Annotated in this window: 19 protein-coding genes and 1 pseudogene; 8 read left to right on the top strand and 12 right to left on the bottom strand. The window is 63.3% G+C overall.

What is annotated here, in order from left to right; genetic code table 11:
- Positions 1-27: 27 nt before the first annotated feature.
- The 5 genes from ASD02_RS31495 to ASD02_RS31475 all read right to left on the bottom strand — a co-directional run bounded on the left by ASD02_RS31495 (position 28) and on the right by ASD02_RS31475 (position 9,255).
- Positions 28-1,281, bottom strand: coding sequence for a TadE/TadG family type IV pilus assembly protein (locus tag ASD02_RS31495; RefSeq protein WP_081788819.1), 1,254 nt, complete (start codon positions 1,279-1,281; stop codon positions 28-30).
- A 176-nt stretch (positions 1,282-1,457) separates the two neighbouring features.
- The gene (locus ASD02_RS31490; protein ID WP_025424844.1) at positions 1,458-2,336 is read right to left on the bottom strand and encodes a transglutaminase family protein; all 879 of its coding nucleotides are present in this window, start codon (positions 2,334-2,336) and stop codon (positions 1,458-1,460) included.
- A 16-nt stretch (positions 2,337-2,352) separates the two neighbouring features.
- Entirely contained in the window at positions 2,353-4,761 is a 2,409-nt protein-coding gene (locus ASD02_RS31485) for a circularly permuted type 2 ATP-grasp protein (protein WP_057221582.1), read from the bottom strand.
- A complete protein-coding gene (locus tag ASD02_RS31480) occupies positions 4,762-8,088 on the bottom strand; it encodes a transglutaminase family protein (RefSeq protein WP_057221581.1) in 3,327 nt (1,108 codons plus the stop codon).
- Positions 8,089-8,220: 132 nt separating this feature from the next.
- Positions 8,221-9,255, bottom strand: coding sequence for an aldo/keto reductase (locus ASD02_RS31475; protein ID WP_057221600.1), 1,035 nt, complete (start codon positions 9,253-9,255; stop codon positions 8,221-8,223).
- Between the two features lie 110 nt (positions 9,256-9,365).
- Here ASD02_RS31475 and ASD02_RS31470 point away from each other — a divergent pair, with 110 nt between their 5' ends.
- On the top strand, positions 9,366-10,274 hold the full coding sequence (locus ASD02_RS31470; protein WP_025424840.1) for a LysR family transcriptional regulator: 909 nt from the start codon (positions 9,366-9,368) through the stop codon (positions 10,272-10,274).
- 28 nt (positions 10,275-10,302) lie between these two features.
- On the opposite strand, the gene ASD02_RS31465 is transcribed toward ASD02_RS31470, so the two are convergent.
- From ASD02_RS31465 to ASD02_RS31450, 4 genes and pseudogenes are all read right to left on the bottom strand, one after another.
- Positions 10,303-12,063, bottom strand: a complete 1,761-nt coding sequence (locus tag ASD02_RS31465; protein ID WP_025424839.1) for a GGDEF domain-containing protein — start codon at positions 12,061-12,063, stop codon at positions 10,303-10,305.
- Between the two features lie 296 nt (positions 12,064-12,359).
- Positions 12,360-13,130, bottom strand: coding sequence for a VOC family protein (locus ASD02_RS31460; RefSeq protein WP_025424838.1), 771 nt, complete (start codon positions 13,128-13,130; stop codon positions 12,360-12,362).
- 79 nt (positions 13,131-13,209) lie between these two features.
- Positions 13,210-13,670, bottom strand: a pseudogene (locus tag ASD02_RS31455) (DUF1579 domain-containing protein).
- 123 nt (positions 13,671-13,793) lie between these two features.
- Positions 13,794-14,522 carry a thioredoxin family protein gene (locus ASD02_RS31450; protein WP_025424837.1) on the bottom strand — a complete coding sequence of 243 codons (729 nt, stop codon included), beginning with the start codon at positions 14,520-14,522 and terminating at the stop codon, positions 13,794-13,796.
- A 61-nt stretch (positions 14,523-14,583) separates the two neighbouring features.
- Here ASD02_RS31450 and ASD02_RS31445 point away from each other — a divergent pair, with 61 nt between their 5' ends.
- Complete coding sequence (locus ASD02_RS31445) at positions 14,584-15,030, top strand: MarR family transcriptional regulator (RefSeq protein ID WP_025424836.1); 447 nt, start codon at positions 14,584-14,586, stop codon at positions 15,028-15,030.
- Between the two features lie 12 nt (positions 15,031-15,042).
- Here the strand turns inward: ASD02_RS31445 and ASD02_RS31440 are convergent, their stop codons facing one another.
- Positions 15,043-15,504, bottom strand: coding sequence for a MarR family winged helix-turn-helix transcriptional regulator (locus ASD02_RS31440; protein WP_025424835.1), 462 nt, complete (start codon positions 15,502-15,504; stop codon positions 15,043-15,045).
- A gap of 379 nt (positions 15,505-15,883) precedes the next feature.
- On the opposite strand from ASD02_RS31440, the gene ASD02_RS31435 reads away from it, so the two are divergent.
- Positions 15,884-16,288: a GFA family protein gene (locus tag ASD02_RS31435; protein ID WP_025424834.1), complete on the top strand. Its 405-nt coding sequence runs from the start codon at positions 15,884-15,886 to the stop codon at positions 16,286-16,288.
- A 59-nt stretch (positions 16,289-16,347) separates the two neighbouring features.
- Here the strand turns inward: ASD02_RS31435 and ASD02_RS31430 are convergent, their stop codons facing one another.
- Positions 16,348-16,776 (bottom strand): lipocalin-like domain-containing protein, encoded by a 429-nt coding sequence (locus tag ASD02_RS31430; RefSeq protein ID WP_025424833.1) that lies wholly within the window; start codon positions 16,774-16,776, stop codon positions 16,348-16,350.
- Between the two features lie 162 nt (positions 16,777-16,938).
- Positions 16,939-18,777, bottom strand: coding sequence for a dihydroxy-acid dehydratase (ilvD, locus tag ASD02_RS31425; protein ID WP_025424832.1), 1,839 nt, complete (start codon positions 18,775-18,777; stop codon positions 16,939-16,941).
- Positions 18,778-19,078: 301 nt separating this feature from the next.
- Between ilvD and ASD02_RS31420 the strand changes: the two genes are divergently transcribed.
- From ASD02_RS31420 to ASD02_RS31400, 5 genes are all read left to right on the top strand, one after another.
- On the top strand, positions 19,079-19,585 hold the full coding sequence (locus ASD02_RS31420) for a hypothetical protein (RefSeq protein WP_057205634.1): 507 nt from the start codon (positions 19,079-19,081) through the stop codon (positions 19,583-19,585).
- Between the two features lie 11 nt (positions 19,586-19,596).
- Entirely contained in the window at positions 19,597-20,535 is a 939-nt protein-coding gene (gene dapA, locus ASD02_RS31415) for a 4-hydroxy-tetrahydrodipicolinate synthase (protein ID WP_025424830.1), read from the top strand.
- Positions 20,536-20,564: 29 nt separating this feature from the next.
- Positions 20,565-20,747 (top strand): hypothetical protein, encoded by a 183-nt coding sequence (locus ASD02_RS31410; RefSeq protein ID WP_025424829.1) that lies wholly within the window; start codon positions 20,565-20,567, stop codon positions 20,745-20,747.
- A 36-nt stretch (positions 20,748-20,783) separates the two neighbouring features.
- Positions 20,784-21,059 (top strand): hypothetical protein, encoded by a 276-nt coding sequence (locus ASD02_RS31405; RefSeq protein ID WP_025424828.1) that lies wholly within the window; start codon positions 20,784-20,786, stop codon positions 21,057-21,059.
- A 233-nt stretch (positions 21,060-21,292) separates the two neighbouring features.
- Positions 21,293-24,571 carry an adenylate/guanylate cyclase domain-containing protein gene (locus tag ASD02_RS31400; protein ID WP_025424827.1) on the top strand — a complete coding sequence of 1,093 codons (3,279 nt, stop codon included), beginning with the start codon at positions 21,293-21,295 and terminating at the stop codon, positions 24,569-24,571.
- The last annotated feature ends 9 nt before the right edge of the window (positions 24,572-24,580 follow it).

Here is a 24,580-nt window from a genome sequence, read left to right as displayed (position 1 = left end):
CGGCACAGTGGTGCGCGCTTTTGTTGTTTACTTGGTCAGGCGGGTCGCCATGGCCGAAGCCTTCTCGCCGATCGCCTTGAAGGCCGCGATCAGGTCGGCGGCTTCTTCCGCCTGGAAGTAGTTGGCGGTGGTGGTGGCGCAGGACTTGAGCAGTGCTTTGCCGCGGTCCGGTGCCATGAAGGCGACGGTATAGACCTGGATGTTGTTCTTGCGTGCCGTATCGCACCACGTCAGTGTCGTCGTGTCGTCGCTCGTGTTGTTGTTGTCGCCGTCGGTCATGAACACGATGTATTTTGTCGGTACCTGACCGTTCTTGGCCTTGTGCGCGGTATTTTCCGTCGCGGCAGTGACCTTGTTGTATGCGGTCTTAAAGGCATTGCCCGATGCTGTGCCGCCGGTTGCAACGAGGGCGTTGACATAGGTTGCCGTTCCCGTCGTGCCCCAATCGAGATTACCGGCCGTATCCTGCGCCGAATTGTAGGAAACGGCTGCCGTGCGGACATAGAGATCCTTCGGGTCGGCAATCTTCAACTGCGCGAGCAGATCCTTGACCGCGGTCTTGAGCGCATCGACCTTGGTGACGTAGCAGGGCTTGGTCGCCTTCAGGTTCGGATACTTGCTCCAGTTGTCCTCGGTGTAGTTGGCGCACGACGTTTTCGTCGTGTCCAACGCGTTGGTCTTCCAGGCCATCGAGCCGGAGCGATCGAGCACGAGATACATCGACAGCGCGTTCTTGGTTTCGGTTGCGCTGTCCGCGGTGGCCCGGGTTTCGAGCTGGGTCCATTTCCGCCCGAGCAGGCGGGTCATCGCGTTGAATTCGATCGTGTGCTTGTTGACGATCGAGACTTTGAAGGTCTTGCCCGTCGCGCCGTTGCTGCCCTCGATGATGTCGACGGTTGCCTCATCGACGGGCGGCTTGTCTTCTGCGGCCGGATCGGCGGCGGATTTGAACGATGCCGCAGTTCCGCCATTCTCGCCCCAGCCGTCAGTGGCACTGCCTGCGGCCGTGGACTGAGCCTTCAGGAAGTTCAATGCGATTTCCTTGGCCTCTTCCGGCGTAGGCGGAGTTTTCGACACCAGTGCAGACGCTGCGGCCAACGCTGCGGCGTCGGCCGCATCTTGCATCTGGTTCTTCATCGTCACCATGTTCGCCAGGTCGATGGCGACGCCACCGGCCGCAAGTATCAATGGCGTTGCCAAAGCCGCCATCATGCCGAAATTGCCGCCGCGGTCCTTCAGCATAGCCATGAAGGACCGGTTGATCGTGGATCGTTTTCCCATCTCTGCACACCCCAAGGAACGCGTTGCAAGCTTGAGGGGGACATTAGCGGGGGTGACTTACGATATCGTTCAGGCGATCGATTCAATTTTAGCGGAATGCAGGAAAACCAGTGGTTACAGCGGGTTCACGCGACACGGAGGCGTGCGAAAACGGGAACGTCGTGTCTCAAATCGGGTCAGGTGACCGGAATGACGTCAACGGCCTGTTCGGTCTTCTGCCCGCCATAGCTCTTCAGCACGCCGATGACGGGTGCAACGTCGCCGTAGTCGCGACCATGACCGACGACGATATGGTCGGTTCCAGCAGGGATATTGTTGGTCGGATCGAGTTCAAGCCAACCAGCGGTGGTGCCACACCAGATACGAACCCATGCGTGCATGGCGTCAGCCCCTTCCAGGCGCTCCTTGCCGGCGGGAGGAATCGTTCTCAAGAATCCGCTAACATACCCAGCGGGAATGCCGAGGCTCCTGAGCGCCACGATCATCACATGGGTGAAATCCTGGCAGACACCGCGTTTGAGTTCGAATGCTTCCGCCGGTGTGGTGCTTACCGTCGTCGCCTCGGCGTCGTAGACGAAGTCCCGGTGGATGCGGGCGCAGATTGCCGTTGCGATCTGGCGGATCGTCATCCCGGGAGTGACCACGGCTTGTGCGTAGGCCGCAATCTCCGGGACCTCCGTCAGAAGCGGACTGGGGCCGATGAAATGATGCGGCGCTTCCGGGTCGACGGACCACGAGGCGGCGAGCTCCGTCGGCAGGCGCGACAGATCGGCCGAAAAGTCGGCCGTCAGCGGCAACGGCTCCACCTGCACCCGCGCCTGCATGCGGATCACGAGGTCGTCATGGGCGGAGCGAAACAGGATCGCGGTGAAGGGATTGGCGAAGAAATCGACGCTTTCGGAGCGTTCCGCCGGCATCGGGTGACAACTGAGCGAGCCGACGACGAGCCGCTGCCGGCCGGGCAGCGTCGCCGGCATGACGCGCACGAGGTGGCGCCCGCCGGACACCGGCACTTCGTAGCCGTAGGTGATCTTCAGGCTGATATCATAGAGCATGGGTGTATCCTGCCGGTCAGCCGAGATAGGTGTTGGCGAGAATATTGGAGAGCGCTTCCAGGTCCCGCTCCAGCCTGTTGTAGACGCCGAGGTTCATCGCCTCCGGCGTCATGACCGCAAGGCCGGAATGCAGGCGCATCGCCTCGCGGTAGAAGGGCGACATCTGGCCGTTGACATAGGCGTTCGGCAGAAGCTCCACCTCGGTCTTGATCTCGTTCAGCTGGTAGAGCACCGAGCGTGGGTTGAGCGGGTCGAGCGCCAGCAGGTCGGTCACGGTGAGTGCCGCGGTGTTGACGTTGTAGCGCCGGCGGTGGGTCATGACGCTGTCGCCGATCTCAAGCAGCATGTCGTAGGCGCCATCGGGGGCGTCGGGGCCGGACATATGACCAAGCAGCCGCGTCATGTGCAGCCCACGTTCGATGTAGCGGCCGATCGACAGAAAGCGCCAGCCGGTAAAGCGATACATGTTTTCGTGCACGAGACCGGCAAACCCAGCGAGCTTGCGCAAAAGCACGGTCATGGCGCGGGTGGCATCGTCGCCCGACTGCACGGTCGCATGAAACTTTCGTGCCGTCTGCGACAGATCGTTGAGCGCCAGCCAGCCGTCCGGCGAGAAGCGGTCGCGGATGTTGCCGGCGCTGAAGAGCGCGCTTGCGATATTGGCCAGCAGGCTGTCGGGCACCGCCTGGCGGGTATCGATATCGAGGGCGGCAAGATAATCGGTGACGTCCTGAAGCAGCGGCAGGCTCGGGTCGGCAGTCTCGGCAAACCGGCCGTGCCAGGCGCGCAGGATGCGCAACGCCCCTTCCGCGCGCTCGATATAGCGGCCAAGCCAGAACAGGTTGTCGGCCGCCCGGCTCGGCAGGCTTCCCGGCATGTTGCGGGCGAAGCTTTCCTCGGCCGGCAGCAAGGTGGTGCGTTCGACCGGCCGGTCGCTGACGATCCAGACGTCGGCCGCCGTGCCGCCGGCCTGCATGGCGATCGCGGCAACATCGTCGCCGGATCCGATGCGGGCAAAGCCGCCGGGCATGATCTGCCAGCCATCGCGGGTGCGGGCGGCAAAAACGCGCAGGCTCATCGGGCGCGGCGTCAGGCGGCCGCGCACCCAGGCCGGCGTGGTCGACAGCGTGACCGCCTCCTGGCCGACAAGTTTTCCGGCCTCGGCATCGAGCCAATCGGAGATCGACGCCTTGTCCTTTTCGCCCAGTGACGCTCCGAGCACCGACTGGCCGTTGTCGTCGAAGAACGGGCGCGTCGCATAGGCCGGGCCGATGACCATGCGCTCGATATTGGCGGCGACCTGCGCACGCTCGGATGTCTGGCCGCACCACCAGGTGGCGATCGATGGCAGCTTCTGTTCCTCGCCGAGTAGATGCCGGCAGATGGCCGGCAGGAAGGCGAGGAAGGCGCGCGTTTCGACGATGCCGGAGCCGAGCGCGTTGACGATCGCGACGGAACCGGCCCGCAGAGCCTCGACGATGCCGGGGGTGCCGATGTGCGACGACTGGTTCAATTCCAGCGGATCGGCGAAGGCGGCGTCGAGGCGGCGCCAGAGCACGCCGACCGGCTTCAGCCCGGCGACCGTGCGCACCATCACCCGTCCGCCGACAACAGTCAGGTCTTCGCCTTCCAGAAGCATGAAGCCGAGATAGCGGGCGATATAGGCGTGCTCGAAATAGGTCTCGTTGGCGATCCCGGGCGAGAGCACGGCGATGCGATCGTCCGGATGCAGCTTGCGCGCCTGCAGCGTGTCGCGGAAGGCGCCGAAGAAGCCGGCGAGGCGATGCACATGCGTTTCGGCATAGAGATTGGAGAAGGCACGCGTGGTGGCGACCCGGTTTTCCAGCGCGAAGCCGGCACCGGACGGCGCCTCTGTGCGATCCGAGAGGACCCACCAGTTACCATCAGGCCCACGGCCGATCTCGAAGGAGATGAATTGCAGGAAATGGCCATCGGCCGGTTTGACGCTGACGAGCGGTCGGAGAAAATCGGGGTTGGAGGCGATCAATGCCGGCGGCAGCAGGCCTTCGCGCACCAGGCGGTTTTCGCCGTAGACGTCGGCGACGACCTTCTCCAGAAGTTCGGCGCGCTGGATGAGGCCTTGCGAGACCGTCGCCCATTCGTGCTCGTCGATCAGGACCGGGATATGCGACAGCGGCCAGCTTCTCTCCGAGCTGTCCTTGCCGCCATAGACCCGATAGAAGACGCCGGCGTCGCGCAGATAGCGGTCGGCGCGTGCGAAGCGATTGACAAGGTCCGTTTCGTCGAGGCGGCCGAGCGTCGAAAGCAGCCGCTGCCAGACGGGCCGGACATTGCCGTGCGCGTCGAGCATCTCGTCGGCAATGCCTGGAAGTGCACGGTAGCCGAAAACCGGATCGTCATCGATGCCCAGCCGGCCTGCCGCTGCTGTCTGCTTCTTCGCCATTTACGCTCCTGGCGGACGCCTGAGATCAAGCGTCATCGGAAATTCCATCGACGGGCTTTCCGGATGAAGCAGGTAGCCTCCCGGAGTGTGGCCCCAGGGCTCGAACCGCGCCAGTCGCCGCGCTTCTGCCTCGTTGCCGTTGACCGGAAATGTCTCGTAACTGCGCCCGCCCGGATGGGCGACGTGGTAGACGCATCCGCCAATCGCCCGATTCGACCATGTATCATAGATATCGAATGTAAGGGGAGTGTTCACGGGCAAAACCGGGTGAAGGCCGGCGGCCGGTTGCCAGGCCTTGTAGCGAACGCCGGCAACGGCGCTGCCATTGACACCCGTCTTGGCGAGAGGCACGGGACGGCCGTTGCAGGTGACGGTGTAGCGCTCGGGATTTGGCGTGTCGAGCCTGACCTGCAGCCGCTCGACGGAGCTGTCGACATAGCGCACGGTGCCACCGATTGCGCCCTGTTCGCCCATGACATGCCAAGGCTCCAGTGCCTGACGAATTTCCAGCCTGCCGCCTTCGTATTCGACCTCTCCGCAGAAGGGGAAGCGGAATTCGAGCTGGGCCTCGAACCATTCCGGCCGAAGATCGAACCCATGGGCGCGCAGATCGGCGAGCACTTCGAGGAAATCCTGCCAGACGTGATGCGGCAGCATGAAGCGGTCATGAAGGGCGGTTCCCCAGCGCACGAAGCGGCCGTCGAGCGGGTGTTTCCAGAAACGGGCGATGAGCGCGCGCACCAACAGCTGCTGCGCAAGCGACATGCGGGCATTGGGCGGCATCTCGAAGCCGCGGAATTCGACGAGGCCGAGGCGGCCGGTCGGCCCGTCGGGCGAAAACAATTTGTCGATGCAGATTTCGGCACGGTGGGTGTTGCCGGTGACGTCTACGAGCAGGTTGCGGAACAGCCGGTCGACCAGCCAGGGCAGGGGCGGCGGTGTTGCGGAACCCGGCAGCGGGACCTGCGCGAGCGCAATCTCCAGCTCGTAGAGCTGATCGTGCCGAGCCTCGTCGATGCGCGGGGCCTGACTGGTCGGCCCAATGAACATGCCGGAGAACAGGTAGGAGAGCGACGGATGGCGCTGCCAATAGAGGACAATGCTCTTCAACAGGTCGGGCCGGCGCAGGAACGGGCTGTCATTGGGATTGGCGCCGCCGACGACGACGTGATTGCCGCCGCCAGTGCCGGTGTGGCGGCCGTCGATCATGAACTTGTCGGCGCCGAGCCGGCTTTGACGTGCCTCTTCGTAGATCGCGGTGGTGATATCGACGCACTCCTGCCAGCTGGCGGCCGGATGGATGTTGACCTCGATGACACCGGGATCGGGTGCCACGCGGATGACATTGATGCGCTCGTCGTGTGGCGGCGCGTAACCTTCTATGTGAAGCGGCAGGCCGAGTGCGGCGGCGGCCCGTTCGGTCGAAGCGATCAGGTCGAGATATTCCTCGATGCTCGTCGTCGGCGGCATGAAGACGCAGAGCCTGCCGTCGCGCGGCTCGACACTGATCGCCGTGCGCACCAGCCCGGCGATCTCGTCGCGTGGCTGGGGTTGCGGGGTTTCAGGCGCTTCCGAGGCCTGGAAGCGCGAATGCTGCGGGCGGGCGCTGGTTTCGGCGAAATCGGGCAGATCGTCGCGCGGAACGGTCGGGTCGACCGGATGGATATAGGGATAGGCGGACGGAGCGACATAGGGCAGGGCGCCGAGCGGCAGGCGATAGCCGACGGGGCTGTCGCCTGGAACGAGGAAGATGCGGCCGCGGCGGGTCTGCCACTTCTCGCTCATCCACCGCACGCCGGTGGCACGCGCATTCCAGGCCTGCACCGGCAGCACGTAGCCGGTCGGTGCCGTCAGGCCGCGCTCGAACACGCGGGCCATGCGGCTGCGTTCCTCTGGATCCTTCAGCTTGGAATTGGCCGGATCGACGTTGTCGGGAAGGTTTGCTTCCTTGAGCAGCCAATCGGCCGGGTCTTCGAAAGCCGGCACGACCATCTCAGTCGGCACGCTCAATTCGGCTGCCACCACATGCAGCAGGCGTTCGGCATCTTCTGCCGTCACGTCATGCTGGCCGTTCTCCTCGGCAATGAGATCGGCCTGACGCCAGATCGGCACGCCGTCCTTTCGCCAGTAGAGCGAGAAGGTCCAGCGCGGCAGGCTTTCGCCCGGATACCACTTGCCCTGGCCGTAATGCAGAAAACCGCCGGGCGCGAAGCGTTCGCGCAGCCGACGGATGAGGATATCCGCCTTCTCGCGCTTGGTCGGCCCGACAGCTTCGGTGTTCCATTCCTCTGCTTCGAAATCGTCGATCGATACGAAGGTCGGCTCGCCGCCCATCGTCAGGCGCACGTCGTTTTCGGACAGCACCTGGTCGACTTGCTCGCCGAGCGCGTTGAGGGCCTGCCAGCTTTCATCGGAGAACGGCTTGGTGATGCGCGGATGCTCGGCGACGCGCGAGACCTTCATGTCGAAGGCAAAGTCGGTACGAGTTTCAAGATCGCCGAAGAAGCCGCCGGAAATCGGGGCGGCGTTGCGGTAATGCGGCGTGGCGGCGAGCGGAATATGGCTTTCGCCGGTCAGAAGGCCGGAGGTCGGGTCAAGCCCGACCCAGCCGGCGCCGGGCAGATAAACCTCGGCCCAGGCATGCAGGTCGGTAAAATCGTGTTCGGTGCCGGACGGGCCGTCGAGCGCCTTGAGATCGGGCGCCAGCTGGATGAGGTAGCCCGAGACGAAGCGGGCGGCATAACCCAGATTGCGCAGGATCTGGACGAACAGCCAGCTCGAATCGCGGCACGACCCTCTGGCCGACGTCAGCGTTTCCTCCGGCGGCTGGACACCCGGCTCCATGCGGATGACGTAGCCGACGTCCTGCTGGAGCCGGGCATTGAGGCCGACGACCATGTCGATGGTCCGTTGCCGGGAGCGATCGACGGTCGCCATGAACGAAGACAGCGCCGGCCCCATCGGTTCCGGCGTCATGTAGATCTTCAGGTCGTCGATTAGGTCCTCAGGATAGGCGAAGGGCCAATGCTCGGACTCTTCCTCGATGAAGAAGTCGAAGGGGTTGTAGACGGTCATGTCGGCGACGAGATCGACTTCGACCTTCAGTTCGGTCACCGGATCCGGGAAGACGTAACGGGCGAGGTAGTTGCCGTAGGGGTCCTGCTGCAGATTGACGAAGTGGTTGGCAGGCGAGACTTTCAGCGAGTGGCTGATGACCTTGGTCTTGGAGTGGGCCGCCGGTTTCAACCGGATGATCTGCGGTGAAAGCCTGATCGGGCGGTCATAGGTATAGTGGGTCAGGTGGTAGATACTTGCCTTGATCGACATACCGGATTTTGTCCCCTTGATGGCAAGTCTAGCGCCGCCATTCAAAGGAAGTTTGTGCAATGCGAAGGGAGAAAGCAAGCGCGAAAGACAGCGCCGGATTTCTCCGGCGCGTCGATCGGCGGGCGGAGGCGTTCACACTGCCGGCGGGTTCAGGCGGGCGAAGCCTTCCTGGAGGTGATAGGGGAAGTGCGGGTAGGTGGGCGTCTTCTGACTGGCCTTGTCGAGCCGTGCAATCTGGTCAGGTGTCAGCGACCAGCCGACGGCACCCAGGTTCTGGCGCAACTGCTCTTCATTGCGGGCGCCGATGATGACGCTCGACACCGTCGGGCGCTGCAGCAGCCAGTTGATGGCGATCTGCGGGAGGGTCTTGCCGGTCTCAGCCGCCAGCTCGTCGAGCACGTCGACGATATCGTAGAGCTTGTCGTCATCGACCGGCGGGCCGAAGGAGGCGGTATCGTGCAGGCGGCTTCCTTCCGGCCAGGGCTGGCCACGTCTGATCTTGCCGGTCAGGCGGCCCCAACCGAGCGGGCTCCAGACGAGTGCGCCGACGCCCTGGTCGAGCCCAAGCGGCATCAGTTCCCATTCATAGTCGCGTCCGACCAGCGAGTAATAGACCTGATGGGCGACGTAGCGCGGATATCCTTGTTTTTCCGCCGCGGCGAGCGACTTCATAAGCTGCCACCCGGCGAAATTGGAAACGCCGACGTAGCGCAGCTTGCCGGCGCGCACCAAGGTATCGAGCGTCGAAAGCACCTCTTCGACCGGCGTGCCGGCATCGAAGGCGTGCAATTGCATCAGGTCGATGGTGTCGGTGCCGAGGCGGCGCAGGGCATCGTCGATCCCCTTGATCAACCGCGAGCGCGACGAACCGGCATCGTTCGGACCGTCGCCCATCGGCAGTGACATCTTGGTGGAGATCAGCACGTCGTTGCGCCGTCCCTTGATGGCTGCGCCGAGCACCTCTTCGGAGGCACCGTCGGAATAGACGTCTGCCGTGTCGAAAAGATTGACGCCGGCCTCGATGCAGATGTCGACAAGACGGCGTGCCTCGGCATTGTCGCTGTTGCCCCAGGCGCTGAAAAGCGGGCCCTTGCCGCCGAAGGTGCCGGCGCCGAAACTGAGCGCTGGAACCTTCAATCCTGATGAGCCAAGCCGTCTGTATTCCATCATTCTAACTCCTCGTTGCGTTCGTGCCTGCATTGGCAGGAGGAAGGTGGTGTCTCTGGCATTTGAGAGGTAGACCGTCTGCAGGAACATCATTTGTGAGTTGAAGTCACATGTCGCGAAATTCGATCAACCGATCCGGCGAAATGGCCGTCTTCGTCAGGGCTGTCGAGCTCGGCGGCTTCTCGGCGGCGGCACGCGAATGCTGCATGACGCCATCGGCGGTGAGCAAGCTGGTGCAGCGGCTGGAAGAAAGGCTCGGCGTTCGGCTGATCAACCGGTCGACGCGGCAACTGCAATTGACGCCGGAGGGCTGCGCCTTCCACGAGCGAGCGGCCCGCATTCTCGCCGATATCGATGACGCGGAGAGACAGGCGGCTGCTGGCGATGCACCGGCGGGCCGCGTTCGTCTCAACGCCAGCGCATCGTTTGCCACGCATGTGCTGATGCCGCTGCTGCCGGAATTTCTGAGCGCCTATCCGGAGCTTTCGGTTGACATCATCCAGACCGATGCCGTCGTCGACCTCATGGCGGAGCGCGTCGACATCGCAATCCGCGCCGGTCCGCTCAAAGCCTCGAGGCTGATTGCACGCAAGCTCGGCAGCACGTCGATGACCATCGTTGGGGCGCCGTCCTATCTCGAGCGCTGCGGCAGGCCCGAGAGCCTTGACGCGCTGATGGCGCACAATCGCCTAAGCCTCAGCTATATCAGGTCCGTCGACGGCTGGCCGCTATTGTCCAATGGCGAAGCGATATTGCTGCCGCCGAGCGAGAAGCTGCGCGTGAGCGACGGGGAGGGGTTGCGCCGGCTGGTGCTTGCCGGCGTTGGACTGGCACGGATGGCGACCTTTACCGTTAGGGATGACATCGATGCCGGCCGGCTGGTGCCGCTGGTCGAGCATCTCAATCCGGGGGACCGCGAGACCTTTCACGCCGTGTTTCAGGGCCAGGGCGGGGCGCTTCCGTCCCGCGTCAGGGTGATGCTCGATTTTCTGGCAGCGCGAGCACGGTTGTCCGGGTGACGAGGAGACGGGGTGTCCGGCTGTCGGGTCAGCCGCAGACGCGATTGCGTCCTTCGGATTTCGCGCGGTAGAGCTCGGTGTCGGCGCTTTCGATCAGGCCTTTCCAGCCCGGATTGGCGTCGGCCCCGGCGACGCCGAAGCTTGCGGTGACGTTCAGCTCCTTGCCGTCGGCAAAGGTGATTGGCGCGCGCGCAAGATTGGACCTGATGCGTTCGGCAAGGGCGCGCGCTGCCTCGAGATCGTCGCCTGGGGTAATGACGGCGAATTCCTCGCCGCCGAAACGCGCGACGAGATCGGACGAGCGCACGGAATAGCGGATGATGCGGGCGGTTTCCTTCAGCACGATGTCGCCGACAAGATGGCCGTGGGTGTCGTTGATCTGCTTGAAGTGATCGATGTCCATGAGGATCAGGCAGGCGTTCTTGTCGTTACCCGCCGCATCCTCGGCGCCGCCGATGAGTTCCAGCGCGCGACGGTTGAGCAGACCGGTCAGTTCGTCGGTCTCGGCCTGGCGTTCGAGGTGCTTCATCAGGAGCGTGCGCTCGTCGAGCCTCTGACGCAGCACGTCGATCGCATCGAACAGCCGTCCCATTTCGCCTTCGCCGCCCTTGCCGCTCAATCGGGCGATCGGGCGGTCATGGGCAAGCTCGATGATGCTGTGGCGCGCAAGCAGCAGCGGCTCGAAGACCAGCGATCGCGCGCGGCGCATGAGAACGAGAAGAACGATGAACAGGGCGAAGGTTGCGGTGGTGGCGATCGCCAGCTTGACCGAAGCCTGCGTCTTGCTGCTGGCGAGCCTCTCGACCGTGGCATCCATGAAATCGCGGCGAAGGATCTCGAGTGGCTTCATCTTCGGAACGTAGCGGTCGGTGAATTGCTCCGCTGTCATCGGGTAATGCCCGGTATGCCTGCCGACCGAAACGACGCTGTCGACGATGGCAAAACCTTCGCCGAAGAACTGGTGCTCGATCGCAGCGATATCGGCGATGTTCTTCGGCTTCAGCCCGGGCAATGCGCCCGGCTTGCCGACGACGGACCAGATTTCCTGCAGGCGACCGCGGGTTCGCTCGCTGTCGGCGATGTTCTTGGCTTCCAGCGGTCTTCCGACCGCGACCGGAGCCATGACCTGGGACGCGAGCCGACCGCCATCCTCGCGCAGATTGGCGAGCATATGGGCGGCGATGGCGATGCCCGCCAGATCAGGATCGGTGTTGGTCAAGCGCTGGATGTTCCAGTCGAAGGCGGGGCGCATTGCGTCGATCACCGCAAACATGCCTTCGATCGCCATCTGGATTTCCTTGAGGTCGCGGCGTTCCGGCGGCAGGGCGGCGATGCGATCGATCTCGGCACGGCCGAGCTGAAGGCGACGCTGGACTTCGGCAAGAATGGGAGAAAGTGCCGTCGCCGGCTCCGACCGGCTGCCATCGGTCGCGCCGGCGACGATCTCGGCAAGGGCTGCGTCGCTGCGCGCCCGAAACTCGACAAGGCGCGCCTGAACCGGAGAACCCGGGCCGACGCCGATGCCCATCACCCCATTCGACGGCCCACGCTCGGCCGAGAGATAGGTTGCCGTGTTCAGAACACGACAGAACGCGATGACTTCCGCAAGGTTGCGTCGAGCAACAACGAAGTCGGAATAGGACGCGGCGATGATTTCGGTGGCAAGCACACCCGTACAGGCGACCACGATGGCGATCAGCCACTGCAGTTTGCGGCGCAGCATCTTCGCTGAGCGAAGGTTGCGACCGTTCTCGCCGCGCTGGAGCTCATTGTTGGTGTGATTGGTCATTTGCGCGAAGTTGGTCCACCAATGCTACCGGCTATCGTGCCGGAGTCGCGACAATTTCTTGTCGCGGAGAAGGAATGCTTTCCGCGATCAGTGATACATGCCGCATGTACTATCGCATAAGGTGTTAAATATCCCTGAAATACCCTAAAATACCATGGGTTAAACCGCAACTGAGGGATGCGTGCGGCGCACGCCGGGCGCCGATTGCAGGGCGCCTGCCAGATGAGCGGTGATCATCGGCCTGCCTGGAGCCCATCGATGGACGTCAGGCAGGTCCGTTTCGATCGCGATTGCGTTCAGCCTCTCTGGCCGGCAAGAGCGAAGAGTGCGCCTTGCGGGTCGAGCGCCTGGATGATCCAGGCTCCGCCCGGTACTTCCAAGGGCTCAAGGACGATCTTGCCACCACCGGATTTGATACGCTCTATGGCCGTGTCGAGCGCTGCGACGTTGATGTAATAGAGCCAATAGGGGGACGGGATGTCCTTCGGCTTGGTCATCATGCCCCCGGCCTGCACGCCGTCGATTGCAAAGATCTGATAGGTGCCCATTTCCCCCATATCCATGGCGTGATCCTTGGTCCAGCCGAAGACCTCGGCATAGAAGGGGAAGGCCGTGTCGAGGTCGCCGGACATCAGTTCATGCCAGCCGATCTGGCCCGGCATCATTGGGTCAACGGCGGGCGGCGGGTCGCCGATGCCGGTAAACAGGGCGAAAACCGCGCCATGCGGGTCGGTGGCGATGGCGAAGCGGCCGATGCCGGGGATGTCGTCGGGCGCACGGTGGATCTTGCCGCCCTTGGCAGCAACCGTTGCCGCCGCCGCATCGACATCTTCGACACCGATATAGCCGAGCCATGCGGGGGGCACGTTCATCTCGAGCGCGCCTTCGGGCATGGTCATCAGGCCCGCGACTTGCCGCTCACCTTTCGTAAACAGGGTATAGCTGACGCCGGGCATGCCGGCGTCGCGGGCGTCCCACCCCACGACGTCCTTGTAGAAGGTTTCTGCCGCCTTGGTGTCCGTCGTCATCAGTTCGTACCAGACGAATTTGCCGTGATGGCCTGCCATCTTATGTCCTCCGGTTGCGATGTTGGAAGCCGGCGCCGAACGAGGCCGGCGAGGCCAAGCGATGTGTTTTAAATCCCCGTCAGAGGCGGCTGTACTCCGCCGTCATCAGTTCCTTCCAGGCCCCCTCAACCGTCCTGACATGGGCCGTCAACAGGCGCCGGGATTGGCCATGGTTATGGCGTCGCGATACCTGGCCTTCCTTCCTGGAGCGTCGAAGTCCGGGCCATCGCAATAGAGCGACAGCGTCAGCCCGTCAGGTTCGAGTTCGCCGTCATAGATCCACATGTGGGTCATCATCGAGCCGACCCAGGTTCCAACGAAGCGTCCGGTTTCGGGGCTGTAGCCAAGTGTCATCAAGGTCTGGCCGAAGCTGCCGTCTGGCATCGTGCCCTGGCCTTCGCAGACCGCCCAGAGCCCCTGAAGGCTGCGAACATGCTCTGTCCATGGGGTGCCTGTTTCCGGCGCGCCGGATGTGCGCACCTGCCAATCGCCGAGCAGTTGCTCGAGCCAGCGATGCGCTTCTTCCGGTTCTGCCTTCACCGAAGCTTCCTCTCCCCGGGACGCGTGAAAATCGATCAGAGATACGAGTGGATCAGAGATACAAGCGAAAAGAAACGCGCCCGGTGCCGAAAGGTTCCGTTCCGGGCGCAGTTGCCGGGAGGCTTAGCCGGCTTTGCGTCTGGGCATATCGCCATATTCGTCATGGCGGCGCACGAAACCCTGTGTGCCCTCCTCGTTTCGTCCCTTCGGCGCGCGGTCGAGAAGCATCAGCGTGCCGACCATTTCCTCAAGCCCGCGGGCATAGGTGGAATAGGTGTGGTAGACGGTGCCGTCGTCGGTCTTCTGAAAGGCGCTGAGGCCGGGCAGTTCCTCGTGTGCGTTGGCACTTTCCGTCTCGGTGAAGTTGTAGACGACCTTGCCCTGAGCGAGTTCGGCCGGCGTGAAGGCGACGTGAAAGTCGCTGTTGAAGCCGTTGCCCTCGGCCGAAGCCCAGGGGAAACGCCAGCCCATGCGTTTCTTGTAGGCTTCGAGCTTCGAGAGGGGCGCGTTGGAGACGGCGGTCAACGTCACGTCGTGGTGATTGAGGTGCGGCAGCATGCCGTCGAAATGGTCGACGAGGAACGAGCAGCCGGGGCAGCCGGCCTCCCAGGTCGGGCCGAACATGAAGTGATAGACGACGAGCTGGCTGCGCCCGTCGAAGAGTTCGGCCAGGGACTTCTGGCCATCAGGCGTGTCGAAGACGTAGGATTTTTCCATCTTCACCCAGGGCAAGGCGAGGCGTGCCGCGTTGACCTTGTCTCTGAGGTGGGTGTGTTCTTTTTCCAGATCCAGAAGCGCTTTTCGCGCTTTCAGCCATTCCTGCGACGATACGACTGCATGATCCTGTCTCATGCCCGCTCCTCCTTCCAACGTTGCACTTGACTAATTACGTTGATATCAACATTAATCAGTCATGTCAAAAGTACCCGTCATTCCGTTCGAGACCACATTGTTCGTGAAGGACACCTGCCTGTGCCTGCATGTCCAGCGCGCGGCCCGTGCGATCGCCCGCCAGTTCGACGATGCCTTGCGGCCGCTCGACATTACCAACGGCCAGTTTTCCCTGCTGATGTCGCTCAATCGTCCGGCGCCGCCGAACATGGGCGCGGTAGCGTCGCTGCTTGCCATGGATCGCACGACGCTGACGGCAGCGCTGAAGCCGCTGGAGCGGCGCAGGCTCGTCGAGATTTTCGCTGACGAAGAGGACCGACGGTCGCGTCGGCTGCGGTTGACGCCGGAGGGCGAGCGCCTGCTGGCACGGGCTGTCCCGATCTGGAAGGCGACCCACGCGATCGTGGGCGTGAGGCTCGGTGAGGGCGGGCCGGAGCGTCTGCGCTCCGATCTCCTGCAGTTTGCCTGATCGATCCTGCTTCTAGCCCGTCGCCTGGCGATCCCGCAGCAGGCCGATGGCTTCACCGATCAATGCGGTTGCTCGCTGCAACTGCTCCTCTCCGAGTTCCGCGCCAACGGCATTCGCCCAGACGGCCTGCCTGGCCTTGATTTCATCCAACACCTCCTCGCCGCGCGGCGTCGGTACCATCAGCTTTGCCCGCTGGTGTGCCGGATTGTCGCCATAGGCGATCAAGCCCTCTTCTTCGAGCAGGTCGGCGATGCGCTGTACGCCCTGTCGCGCAAGGCCAAGCGCGCGGGCGGCATCGGCAACTGACATCGGTGCGTGGCTTGCAGCCGCCAACACCTGCCAACGCGCACTGGTCTGGCCCGAGGGTTTGGCGAGCGTGTCGCCCGCCGCCGTCAACGGACCGGCCAGGCGAAGCACCGAGATGGCGAACTGGGCGAAGGCGTCGCCGGCAGGGGTGCGAACAGGGTCATTCATGTTGGAAGAGACTACCATTGCGCGATGGTGAATAATGACAGCATGTTGTCATGGAGGCGTCCTCGTCGCAAGCGTTTTGATAGTACGAAGGGAATCTTGCCTGCCCTGACGACCTCGACCCTTCGGCGCCGGCGGGGGCTCCCGTCGTCTATACGGACGGACGCAACGACAACTGGGCCAGTGCCCCTTCGGGGATCCGGCGTCTCTAAATTCGGTGCATCGTTTGAGTATCGTGCTCGGTCCGTCTGCTTTCCCTACTTTCAGCATTCCATCGTAGAGCGCAATTGACAATATGTTGTCATTGTGGGAGGGGTAAATGACAGTAAGTTGTCATGTTGGCGCCTTGAGAAGGCGCTGTTTTGGTCTGGGAGTATAGTCAATGAAAATGACCTATCGGGGAAGCTGCCATTGCGGAAAGATCCGCTATGAGGCCGACATCGATCTCGACGCCGGTACGGGCAAGTGCAACTGCTCGATCTGCTGGAAGAAGCGTTACTGGGGCGCGATCGTGAAGCCGGATGCGTTCCGGCTGCAGGCCGAAGAAGTCGATATCGCCGACTACCAGTTCGGCAGCGACAGCGTGCATCACCGCTTCTGCAAGACCTGCGGCATTGCTGCCTACGGGCATGGCTATATCGAGGAAATCGGCGGCGCCTACTATTCCGTCAATGTTGCAACGCTCGATGATCTCGATCCCGCCGTGCTTGCCGAAGCGCCGGTGAAGTACATGGACGGCCGCAACAACAACTGGTTCCACCCGCCGGCCGAGACACGCCACCTCTAGGCTGCTGCATCGGGCGTCATGCAATGCTCCTGCATCGATGGGCCCTGGTGGAACGGTCTTCAAACCTTGCGGAACTCAAGGTGATAGGTGACCTCTTCGCCGGTTGTTGGGTCGACGCCCGGCGCGCTGTGGATCACTAGCCGGTCGCCGTCCAGCATGAACGGCCGGATCAGGTCCGAAACGCCCCAGGCCGGGTTCCAGCTCGCCTCGACATGATGGATGACCTTGCCGTCCTCGAGCGTATAGGAGCCGGCATAGGCAAGCATCGAATCGAACAGTGCGACCTTTTCCTCGTCGGTGGGGGTTGCGCCGTTCGGCACGGGTCGATTGCGCTTGACCACGACCGCGGTCATGCGGCCATCCGGCTGGTAGGAGAGATAGCCGATGGGGTCCGGACCCATGGCATCGCTGATTTCGCCCGATACCACCGCCTTGCGGGTCCAGGAGAGCATTTTCCAGGTGCCGAGCAGGTTCGCCGCGTTTGTCATCGTCCACCCCTACAAAAATTAGATCAATCTAAAATAGCAGGTGAATTGTGTGCGTAACAGGCCGGCTGAGCCTGTTAGCGGCGCGTGTGGTCGCAAGGTCGCGACGCGCATGAAAAAGGCCCCCGCGAGCGGGAGCCTTCCGTCTCGTTAACCGTCGTCGGCTCAGAGATCGCCGAGGTCGCGAACAGCACCGCGGTCTGCGGAGGTGGCAAAGGCGGCGTAGGCCTTGAGGGCCGTCGTCACCTTGCGCTTGCGCACCTCGGTCGGCTTCCAGCCCTTGGCGTCCTGTTCGGCGCGGCGGCTGGCGAGTTCCGCCTCGTCGACGCGCAGGCTGATCGTGCGGTTGGGGATGTCGATGTCGATCATGTCGCCTTCGCGCACCAGGCCGATCATGCCGCCGTTCGCCGCTTCCGGCGAGACGTGGCCGATCGAAAGGCCCGAGGTGCCGCCGGAGAAGCGGCCGTCGGTGATCAGCGCGCAGGCTTTGCCAAGGCCCTTCGACTTCAGATAGCTCGTCGGATAGAGCATTTCCTGCATGCCCGGGCCGCCCTTCGGACCTTCGTAGCGGATGACGACGACGTCGCCGGCCTTGATCTCGTTGGCGAGAATGGCCTTGACCGATGCGTCCTGGCTTTCGAACACCCGTGCCGGACCGGAGAACTTCAGGATGCTCTCATCGACGCCGGCGGTCTTCACGATGCAGCCGTCGAGCGCAATGTTGCCCTTGAGCACGGCAAGGCCGCCGTCCTTGGAGAAGGGATGTTCGACCGAGCGGATGACGCCCTTTTCGCGGTCGGTGTCGAGCTCATCCCAGCGGGCTTCCTGGCTGAAGGCGACCTGGGTCGGAATGCCACCGGGGGCCGCGCGGAAGAAGTTGCGCACGGTTTCGCTCGTCGTGCGCGTGATGTCCCAGCGGTCGATGGCGTGGCCGAGGGTCTCGCTGTGCACCGTCGGGCAATCGCGGTTGATCAGCCCGCCTTTTTCTAGTTCGCCGAGGATCGACATGATGCCGCCGGCACGGTGCACGTCTTCCATGTGCACGTCGCTCTTGGCCGGAGCCACCTTGGACAGGCAGGGAACCTTGCGCGACAGCCGGTCGATGTCGGCCATGGTGAAATCGACCTCGCCTTCATGGGCGGCGGCGAGAATGTGCAGAACGGTGTTGGTCGAGCCACCCATGGCGATATCGAGCGCCATGGCGTTTTCAAAGGCCTGCTTCGAGGCGACGTTGCGCGGCAGCACACTGTCGTCATCCTGCTCGTAATGGCGGCGGGCGATGTCGACGATCAGGTGGCCAGCCTCGACGAACAGGCGCTTGCGGTCGGCATGCGTTGCGAGCGTCGAGCCGTTGCCCGGCAACGACAGGCCGAGCGCTTCCGTCAGACAGTTCATCGAATTGGCGGTGAACATGCCGGAACAGGAACCGCAGGTCGGGCAGGCCGAGCGCTCGATGACCTTGACGTCCTCGTCGGAGATGTTGTCGTCGGCGGCAGCGACCATGGCGTCGACCAGGTCGAGCGCATGCGTCTTGCCGTGCAGGACGACCTTGCCGGCCTCCATCGGGCCGCCGGACACGAAGACGGCCGGGATGTTGAGGCGCAGTGCCGCCATCAGCATGCCGGGCGTGATCTTGTCGCAGTTGGAGATGCAGACCATGGCGTCGGCACAGTGGGCGTTGACCATGTATTCGACGCTGTCGGCGATGATCTCGCGCGACGGCAGCGAATAGAGCATGCCGTCATGGCCCATGGCGATGCCGTCATCGACGGCGATGGTGTTGAATTCCTTGGCGACGCCGCCGGCCGCTTCGATTTCGCGGGCGACGAGCTGGCCGAGGTCCTTGAGGTGGACGTGGCCCGGCACGAACTGCGTGAAGGAGTTGACCACCGCGATAATCGGCTTGCCGAAGTCGCCATCCTTCATGCCCGTCGCGCGCCAAAGGCCGCGGGCGCCGGCCATGTTGCGGCCGTGGGTGGTGGTGCGGGAGCGATAGGCAGGCATGGACGTTTTCCTTCAAGGACGAAATGTCATTGGCTGATGTGGCGATCACCGACCGCCAGTGCAGGGGCTACCTAGCGCAAAATTGCGTGCACGTCATCTTTTGCGTCAGATTATTTCGACGCGACACTGCCCGCATTTCGGCCGGATATCGACCCCTTGCGCCAATCTAGCGTCGTGTCCGCGGCTTGGACACCCGCCACGTGATCCCCTTATGAAAATCTTATGCCGGCCGATGCAAGTCGCAATCGAAACCGGACGCGGGGCAGGGGTAGCCTCCACTCATCGACAACGGGTGAGCATCATGACCCTTTACGATTTCAGCCTTCGCCATCGTTCCGATACGCCGGATCGCCAGCCCGGCATCAGCCCCTTTGAGGGAGCGGATCGCGCCGACGGCGGGCCGGATGCCTTGAAGCTCCTGCTCCTGCGCATCGCGGCGGTGCGCCGCCTACGTGAACATCACGTCTGGGAGGCCGTACGACTGGTCCAAGACATGCCTGATCTGGTTGCCGAAGACTGGCCGTCGCGCCGCTTCCGCGAGCTCATGGCCGCCGACGCGCTGGTCGATGCCGTGATCCAGCTGACGACTTCGACCAAAGCCAAGCTCTGCCTGCGCACGCTCAGCCACGAATGCAGCGTGTGGACCTGTACGCTTCGTTACGCTCCGGCGGGTGCCGGCCGCGTGACATTCAAGGCGCGCCACGCCGATCTGGCGACGGCCCTGCTGACGGCCTTCCTGCAATGCTGCCGCGTCCACCGGCTTTCCATCGAAGGCGACAGAATTCGCCGCGGCCATCTTCCAACCTGAAGGACATTTCCATGAGCGATCATTGGCTTCGCCTCGAAGGGGCGATCACGGCGTTGGTCACGCCATTCAAGGACGGCAAGGTCGATACCGTCGGCCTGATGTCGCTCGTCGAATGCCAGATCCGCCACGGCATTTCCGCCATCGTCGCCTGCGGAACGACGGGCGAATCCGCGACGCTTTCCCGCGCCGAGCGTAGGATGGTCATCGAACGGTGCGTCGAGGTCGCCGAGAAGAACGTCCCTGTCATCGCCGGCACGGGCACGAACTGCACCGAAACGACGGTCGAACTGACCACGGAGGCCAAGACGCTCGGCTCCGACGCCGCGCTCATCGTTGCACCCTATTACAACAAGCCCTCCCAGGAGGGGATCTATCGCCACTACGAGGCAGTGGTCCGGGCGGTCGATCTGCCTGTCATCGTTTACAATGTGCCCTCACGCAGCGGCGTCGATATTGCGCCGCGCACGCTCGAGAGATTGGCGCAGCTGCCTGGGGTCGTCGGCATCAAGGACGCGACGGGAGACGTCGGCCGCTTTCTCGCATCGTCGCCATCGATCAAGGCGCAGCTCTGCCACTTCTCGGGCAACGACCAGACGGCGCTGCCGTTCAACCTTTGTGGCGGGCATGGCACGATTTCGGTCGCCGCAAATGTCGTGCCGAGGCTGATGGTGTCGCTGCATCATGCGATCACAACGGGCAACGCCCAAGCGGCTGTCGCCATCCATCAGCGGCTCCAACCTCTGTTTATCGCGCTCGAGCGCGAAACCAACCCGGGGCCGATCAAATACGCCTTGCATCTGGCACGAGGCTTAAGCCCCGACGTGCGGCTGCCGCTGACGACGGTGTCGCCGGAGACGGCAGCCGAGATCCGTTCAGCGCTCGAACCGCTGGCCGAGGTTCGCAGCGCCTCCCATGCCAGCCCGAGCTTGCCACTGGCGCTTGCGAGCTGAGGCCGCGTCGACATCAAAGGAGACAGACCATGTCACGCTTTCCCCATCTTGCCGCGCAGGCGGAACAAAGACGCCGGTCGGAGGGCAGCGATAACTATGCCACCTCCAACAGTGTGGTTCGCGACGCCTTTCTCGGCATCGGCATCCGCCTCGGTATCGTGCTTGGGCTCGCCTATGCCATCCAGATGGTCATCCCCTGGTTTGTCGGCTGAGTAGCCGCACTCTTCATCAACGAGGACCATTCGATCATGGGCAGTATGCAGCAGGTACGGCGTGGCTTCCTGGCGCGCGCGCGTTTCGTCGTCGGGCGCGATAGTCATGGATGGTGGGTTGTCTCCGACCGCAAGGGACTGGTCGGAGGGCTCTTCACCAATGAGGCGGCGGCGATCCACTTCGCCATCGAAGCAAGTGATCGCCACCCCGAAGAGGTTTGCCGGGCGCCGGACGGCGCCGCCATCGATCTCGGTACCTTTGCAGGCAGGTCGAGCGTGCGCAGGCCGTCCCGCCGCCGCGCCCACCCCTGATTTCGAGGTCTTTGTTTCCGTCGGCCAAGGGCTCGCTTGGTCGACGGAGAGGAATGCAGAATGCCTCCCAAGGGCGCCATGGCGCGTCCTGTTCGTAGCCTGTCAGTCTTTGAAATCTTAATTAGCGATTGCTTGCAAAGCCTTGCCGGCGGGTTCATTGTTTTGTGCATATTTTGTCCAAACGGCTCTGGGTAGCATGCGGAGCACGGAGCCTCTTCGAAGGTTCGCCATTGATGAATTGTCGTGAGTGCGGTTGCGAGATCGAGGGGCGTTTTTCGTTTTGCCCGAGCTGCGGAGCCAAACAGCAGAGCCTGTGTCCGGGCTGTGGCGCGGACTGTCTGCCAGGTTTCGCCTTCTGCCCGAATTGTGGGACGCCGGTGGAAAAGCCGACGGCGGCAAAGGTCCTGGCGTCCGGGCAGGCTGCCGTGATGCCCCAGCCTAGAGCGGTGCGGGACTCATCCCTGACGGTATCGAGCGACAACGAAAATGCCGACCGCCGTACGGCAACCATTCTTTTTGCCGATCTGTGCGGGTTTACCAGCCTTGGCGAACATATGGATCCGGAGATCCTGCAAACGTTTCAGAACGAACTTTTTGCAGAGCTCACCGCGGCGGTCGAAACCTATGGCGGCTTCGTCGACAAATTCATCGGCGATGCGCTGCTCGCGCTGTTTGGCGCCCCGGTGGCGCATGAGGATGATGCCGAGCGGGCCCTGCGTGCAGCGATCGACATGATCGCGCGCGGCAGCCTTGTCGGTGAGCGCTGGCAGGATCGCATCGGTGCGCCGGTCAGCCTGCATATCGGCTTGAATACCGGAACCGTGGTTGCCGGCGCCCTGGGCGCTGGAGACAGCAGATCCTATTCGGTCACTGGCGATGCCGTGAACACCGCGCAGCGCCTGCAGTCCATGGCAGGACCCGGCGAAATTCTCGTTGGACCGGTGACACACCGCGTGACCCGGCATGCCTTCGCCTACGAGGCGCTGGGTGCAACCGCATTGCGCGGCAAGGCCGGCATCATCGAGGTTTACCGTCTGATCAAGGTTCTTGACGCCCCTAGTGCCGCACGAGGTCTGGAGGCGTTGGGTCTGACTTCACCATTGGTCGGGCGCGATGCGGAAATGAAGCGACTGCTCGATTGCCTGGAACTCGCCTGTAACGGGGCGGCGCAACTGGTGCGTCTGTCCGGGGAGGCGGGGATGGGAAAATCGCGCCTCGTCGATACATTTCTTGCGCTGGTCGCCGTCGATCCGCGCTTCGGGCACGTTGTCGTTCGTCGCGCTAGCTCTTCTCCGCTCGGAGAACCTTCCTACGGTGTTCTGGCATCTGTTTTGCGCGGCGCCTATGGCATCTCGACCTTCGATACATTGGAGCGGACGACAGAGTTGCTCACAGCGGGGCTTGCCGAGATCGGCTTTGCGCCCGAAAAGCTTGAACAGCTCGTGCCGCTTTTCCTCCGCATCCTGGGGATGGGAACGCACGACGAAACCTTGCGCCATGTCGAGCCGGAACAGATGCGTCGCCAGCTCTTTGCGGCCGTGCGAGCCATCTTCGAGCGGCGCCTGTCGCGAACGCCGCTGCTGCTGGTGATCGAGGATCTGCATTGGGCCGATGCCGCGTCCCTCGATGCCATCGCCTTTATCCTCGACCGGATGGAGGGCAGTCCATTGATGATGCTGACGACGCAGCGCCCGGACGCGGCGGTCGATCGGCTGAAGCCTGGCCGAACGAGCCTCACGGCGTTGCGGCTCGCGCCGCTCACCGAGACCGAAGGGCGCAGGCTGCTTTCGGCCTTCTTCGGTACCGATGGCCTGCATCGGGGGCTGGCGGGCCGAATACTGGCGCGCGCCAGCGGAAATCCGCTGTTCATCGAGGAAATCGTACGTGGCCTGATCGAAGTCGATGCGCTGAAGCATTTCGGGGCCGCCTGGCGCGTGGTCGAGCGCGAGGCCACCGTCGATATTCCCGTAACCATCGAAGCCATGCTTTTGGGCAGGATCGACCGACTGCAACCGCGGTCGCGCAGACTGCTTCACCATGCGGCAGTCATCGGCCCGCGGTTTGATGTCGACTTGCTGCGTGTCGTTGCCGGCGATGAAGCCACGATCGATGCGGCGCTGGACAATCTGTGTGATGCCGAAATTATCGAGGAGACGCGGGAGGGACGCTTACAGGGCGCGCAGACCTACCGCTTCACCCAGACGCTGCTGCAGGAGGTGGTCTACAACAACCTGCTCCTGCGTCGGCGTGCGGAGATACATGCCGTTGTCGCCGACCAGCTTGAGCGCCGCTATGGAGCACAGACGACAAGGCTGGAGGAGATGGCGTTGCTTGGCCACCATTTCAGCCAGTCGGAGGATAGGTCGAAGGGCGCGCGCTATCTCATGGCGGCAGGAGAACGCGCGCAGGCGATCTATGCGAATGATGATGCCATACGGTTCTACAAGCAGGCCATGGCCGCCTGGGCGGCCGCTGGCGAGGAGGGGACCGAATGGCTTGCTGCCCGCGAGCGCGTTGCCGATCTGCTCGGCCCTTCCGGGCGGCGCGACGCGGCTGCTGGGCACTACGCTTCCCTGCTCGACGTCTATCATGCCACTGACGACCGGGTCTCAGCGGCCCGCATCCAGCGCAAGTACGGACATCTCCTGTGGGAGGCGGCCCGGCGCGACGAGGCGCTGGTGGCATTCGCGAACGCGGCCCAGCTTCTGGAAGACGCGGATGCGCCGATCGAAAGCGCCCATCTCTCCCAGGAACGGGGCCACCTTGCCTTTCGCATGGGCAACTATGCCGACGCTATCGTCTGGGCCGACGATGCCCTGAAGCGTGTCGGGGCGCTGGTGCCGCAAGCACCGGACGCTCGGCGCGAAATGGATCGGGTGACGGCGGAAGCCCTCAATACCAAAGGGGTGGCGCTGGCGCGCCTCAACCGCGGCACTGAGGCGATCGCAACGATCGAGCGCAGCGTCTCGGTCGCGGAGGCTGCCGACCTGCTCAATGCGGCCTGCCGGGGGTACACCAATCTTGCCGTCCTCTACACGATCATCGAGCCACGGCGGGCCATCGAGGTCTGCAAGTTCGGCTTCGGCATGGCCCACCGTATCGGCGACCTCAGCTTCCAGGCGCGGCTGCTTTCCAATCTGGCGGTGGCCTACTGCACCTTCACCGACCGCTGTGCTGCCGACGGCATTCCGGCTGCCGAACGGGCGATCGCGATCGACCGCGAGCTCGATCAGCGCGATCATCTGCCGGTGTCGTTGCTGGTGCTGGGACAGATCGATCAGTGCCACGGTCGCCCGGATGTCGCGCGCCGTCTGTATGAGGAGGCTCTCGAACTCGCTTTCGAAACGCGAGAGGCACAGCTGTTGTTTCCGTGCTATGATGGCTTGGCGACGCTCTGCCTTGATGCTGGTGACCTCGATGGTGCGGAAAGGCACTTCGCTTCGGCTCGCGACATATGCACACGGCACGGTCTTGATCCCGAAGCGTTGATGATACTGCCATTCCTCGACTAGGGGCGCTGC

The organism is Ensifer sp. Root1252 (assembly GCF_001425885.1).
Lineage (GTDB): Bacteria > Pseudomonadota > Alphaproteobacteria > Rhizobiales > Rhizobiaceae > Ensifer > Ensifer canadensis.
The sequence above is the reverse complement of the archived record's forward strand: the minus strand, read 5'-3'. Positions and strand labels throughout refer to the sequence as shown.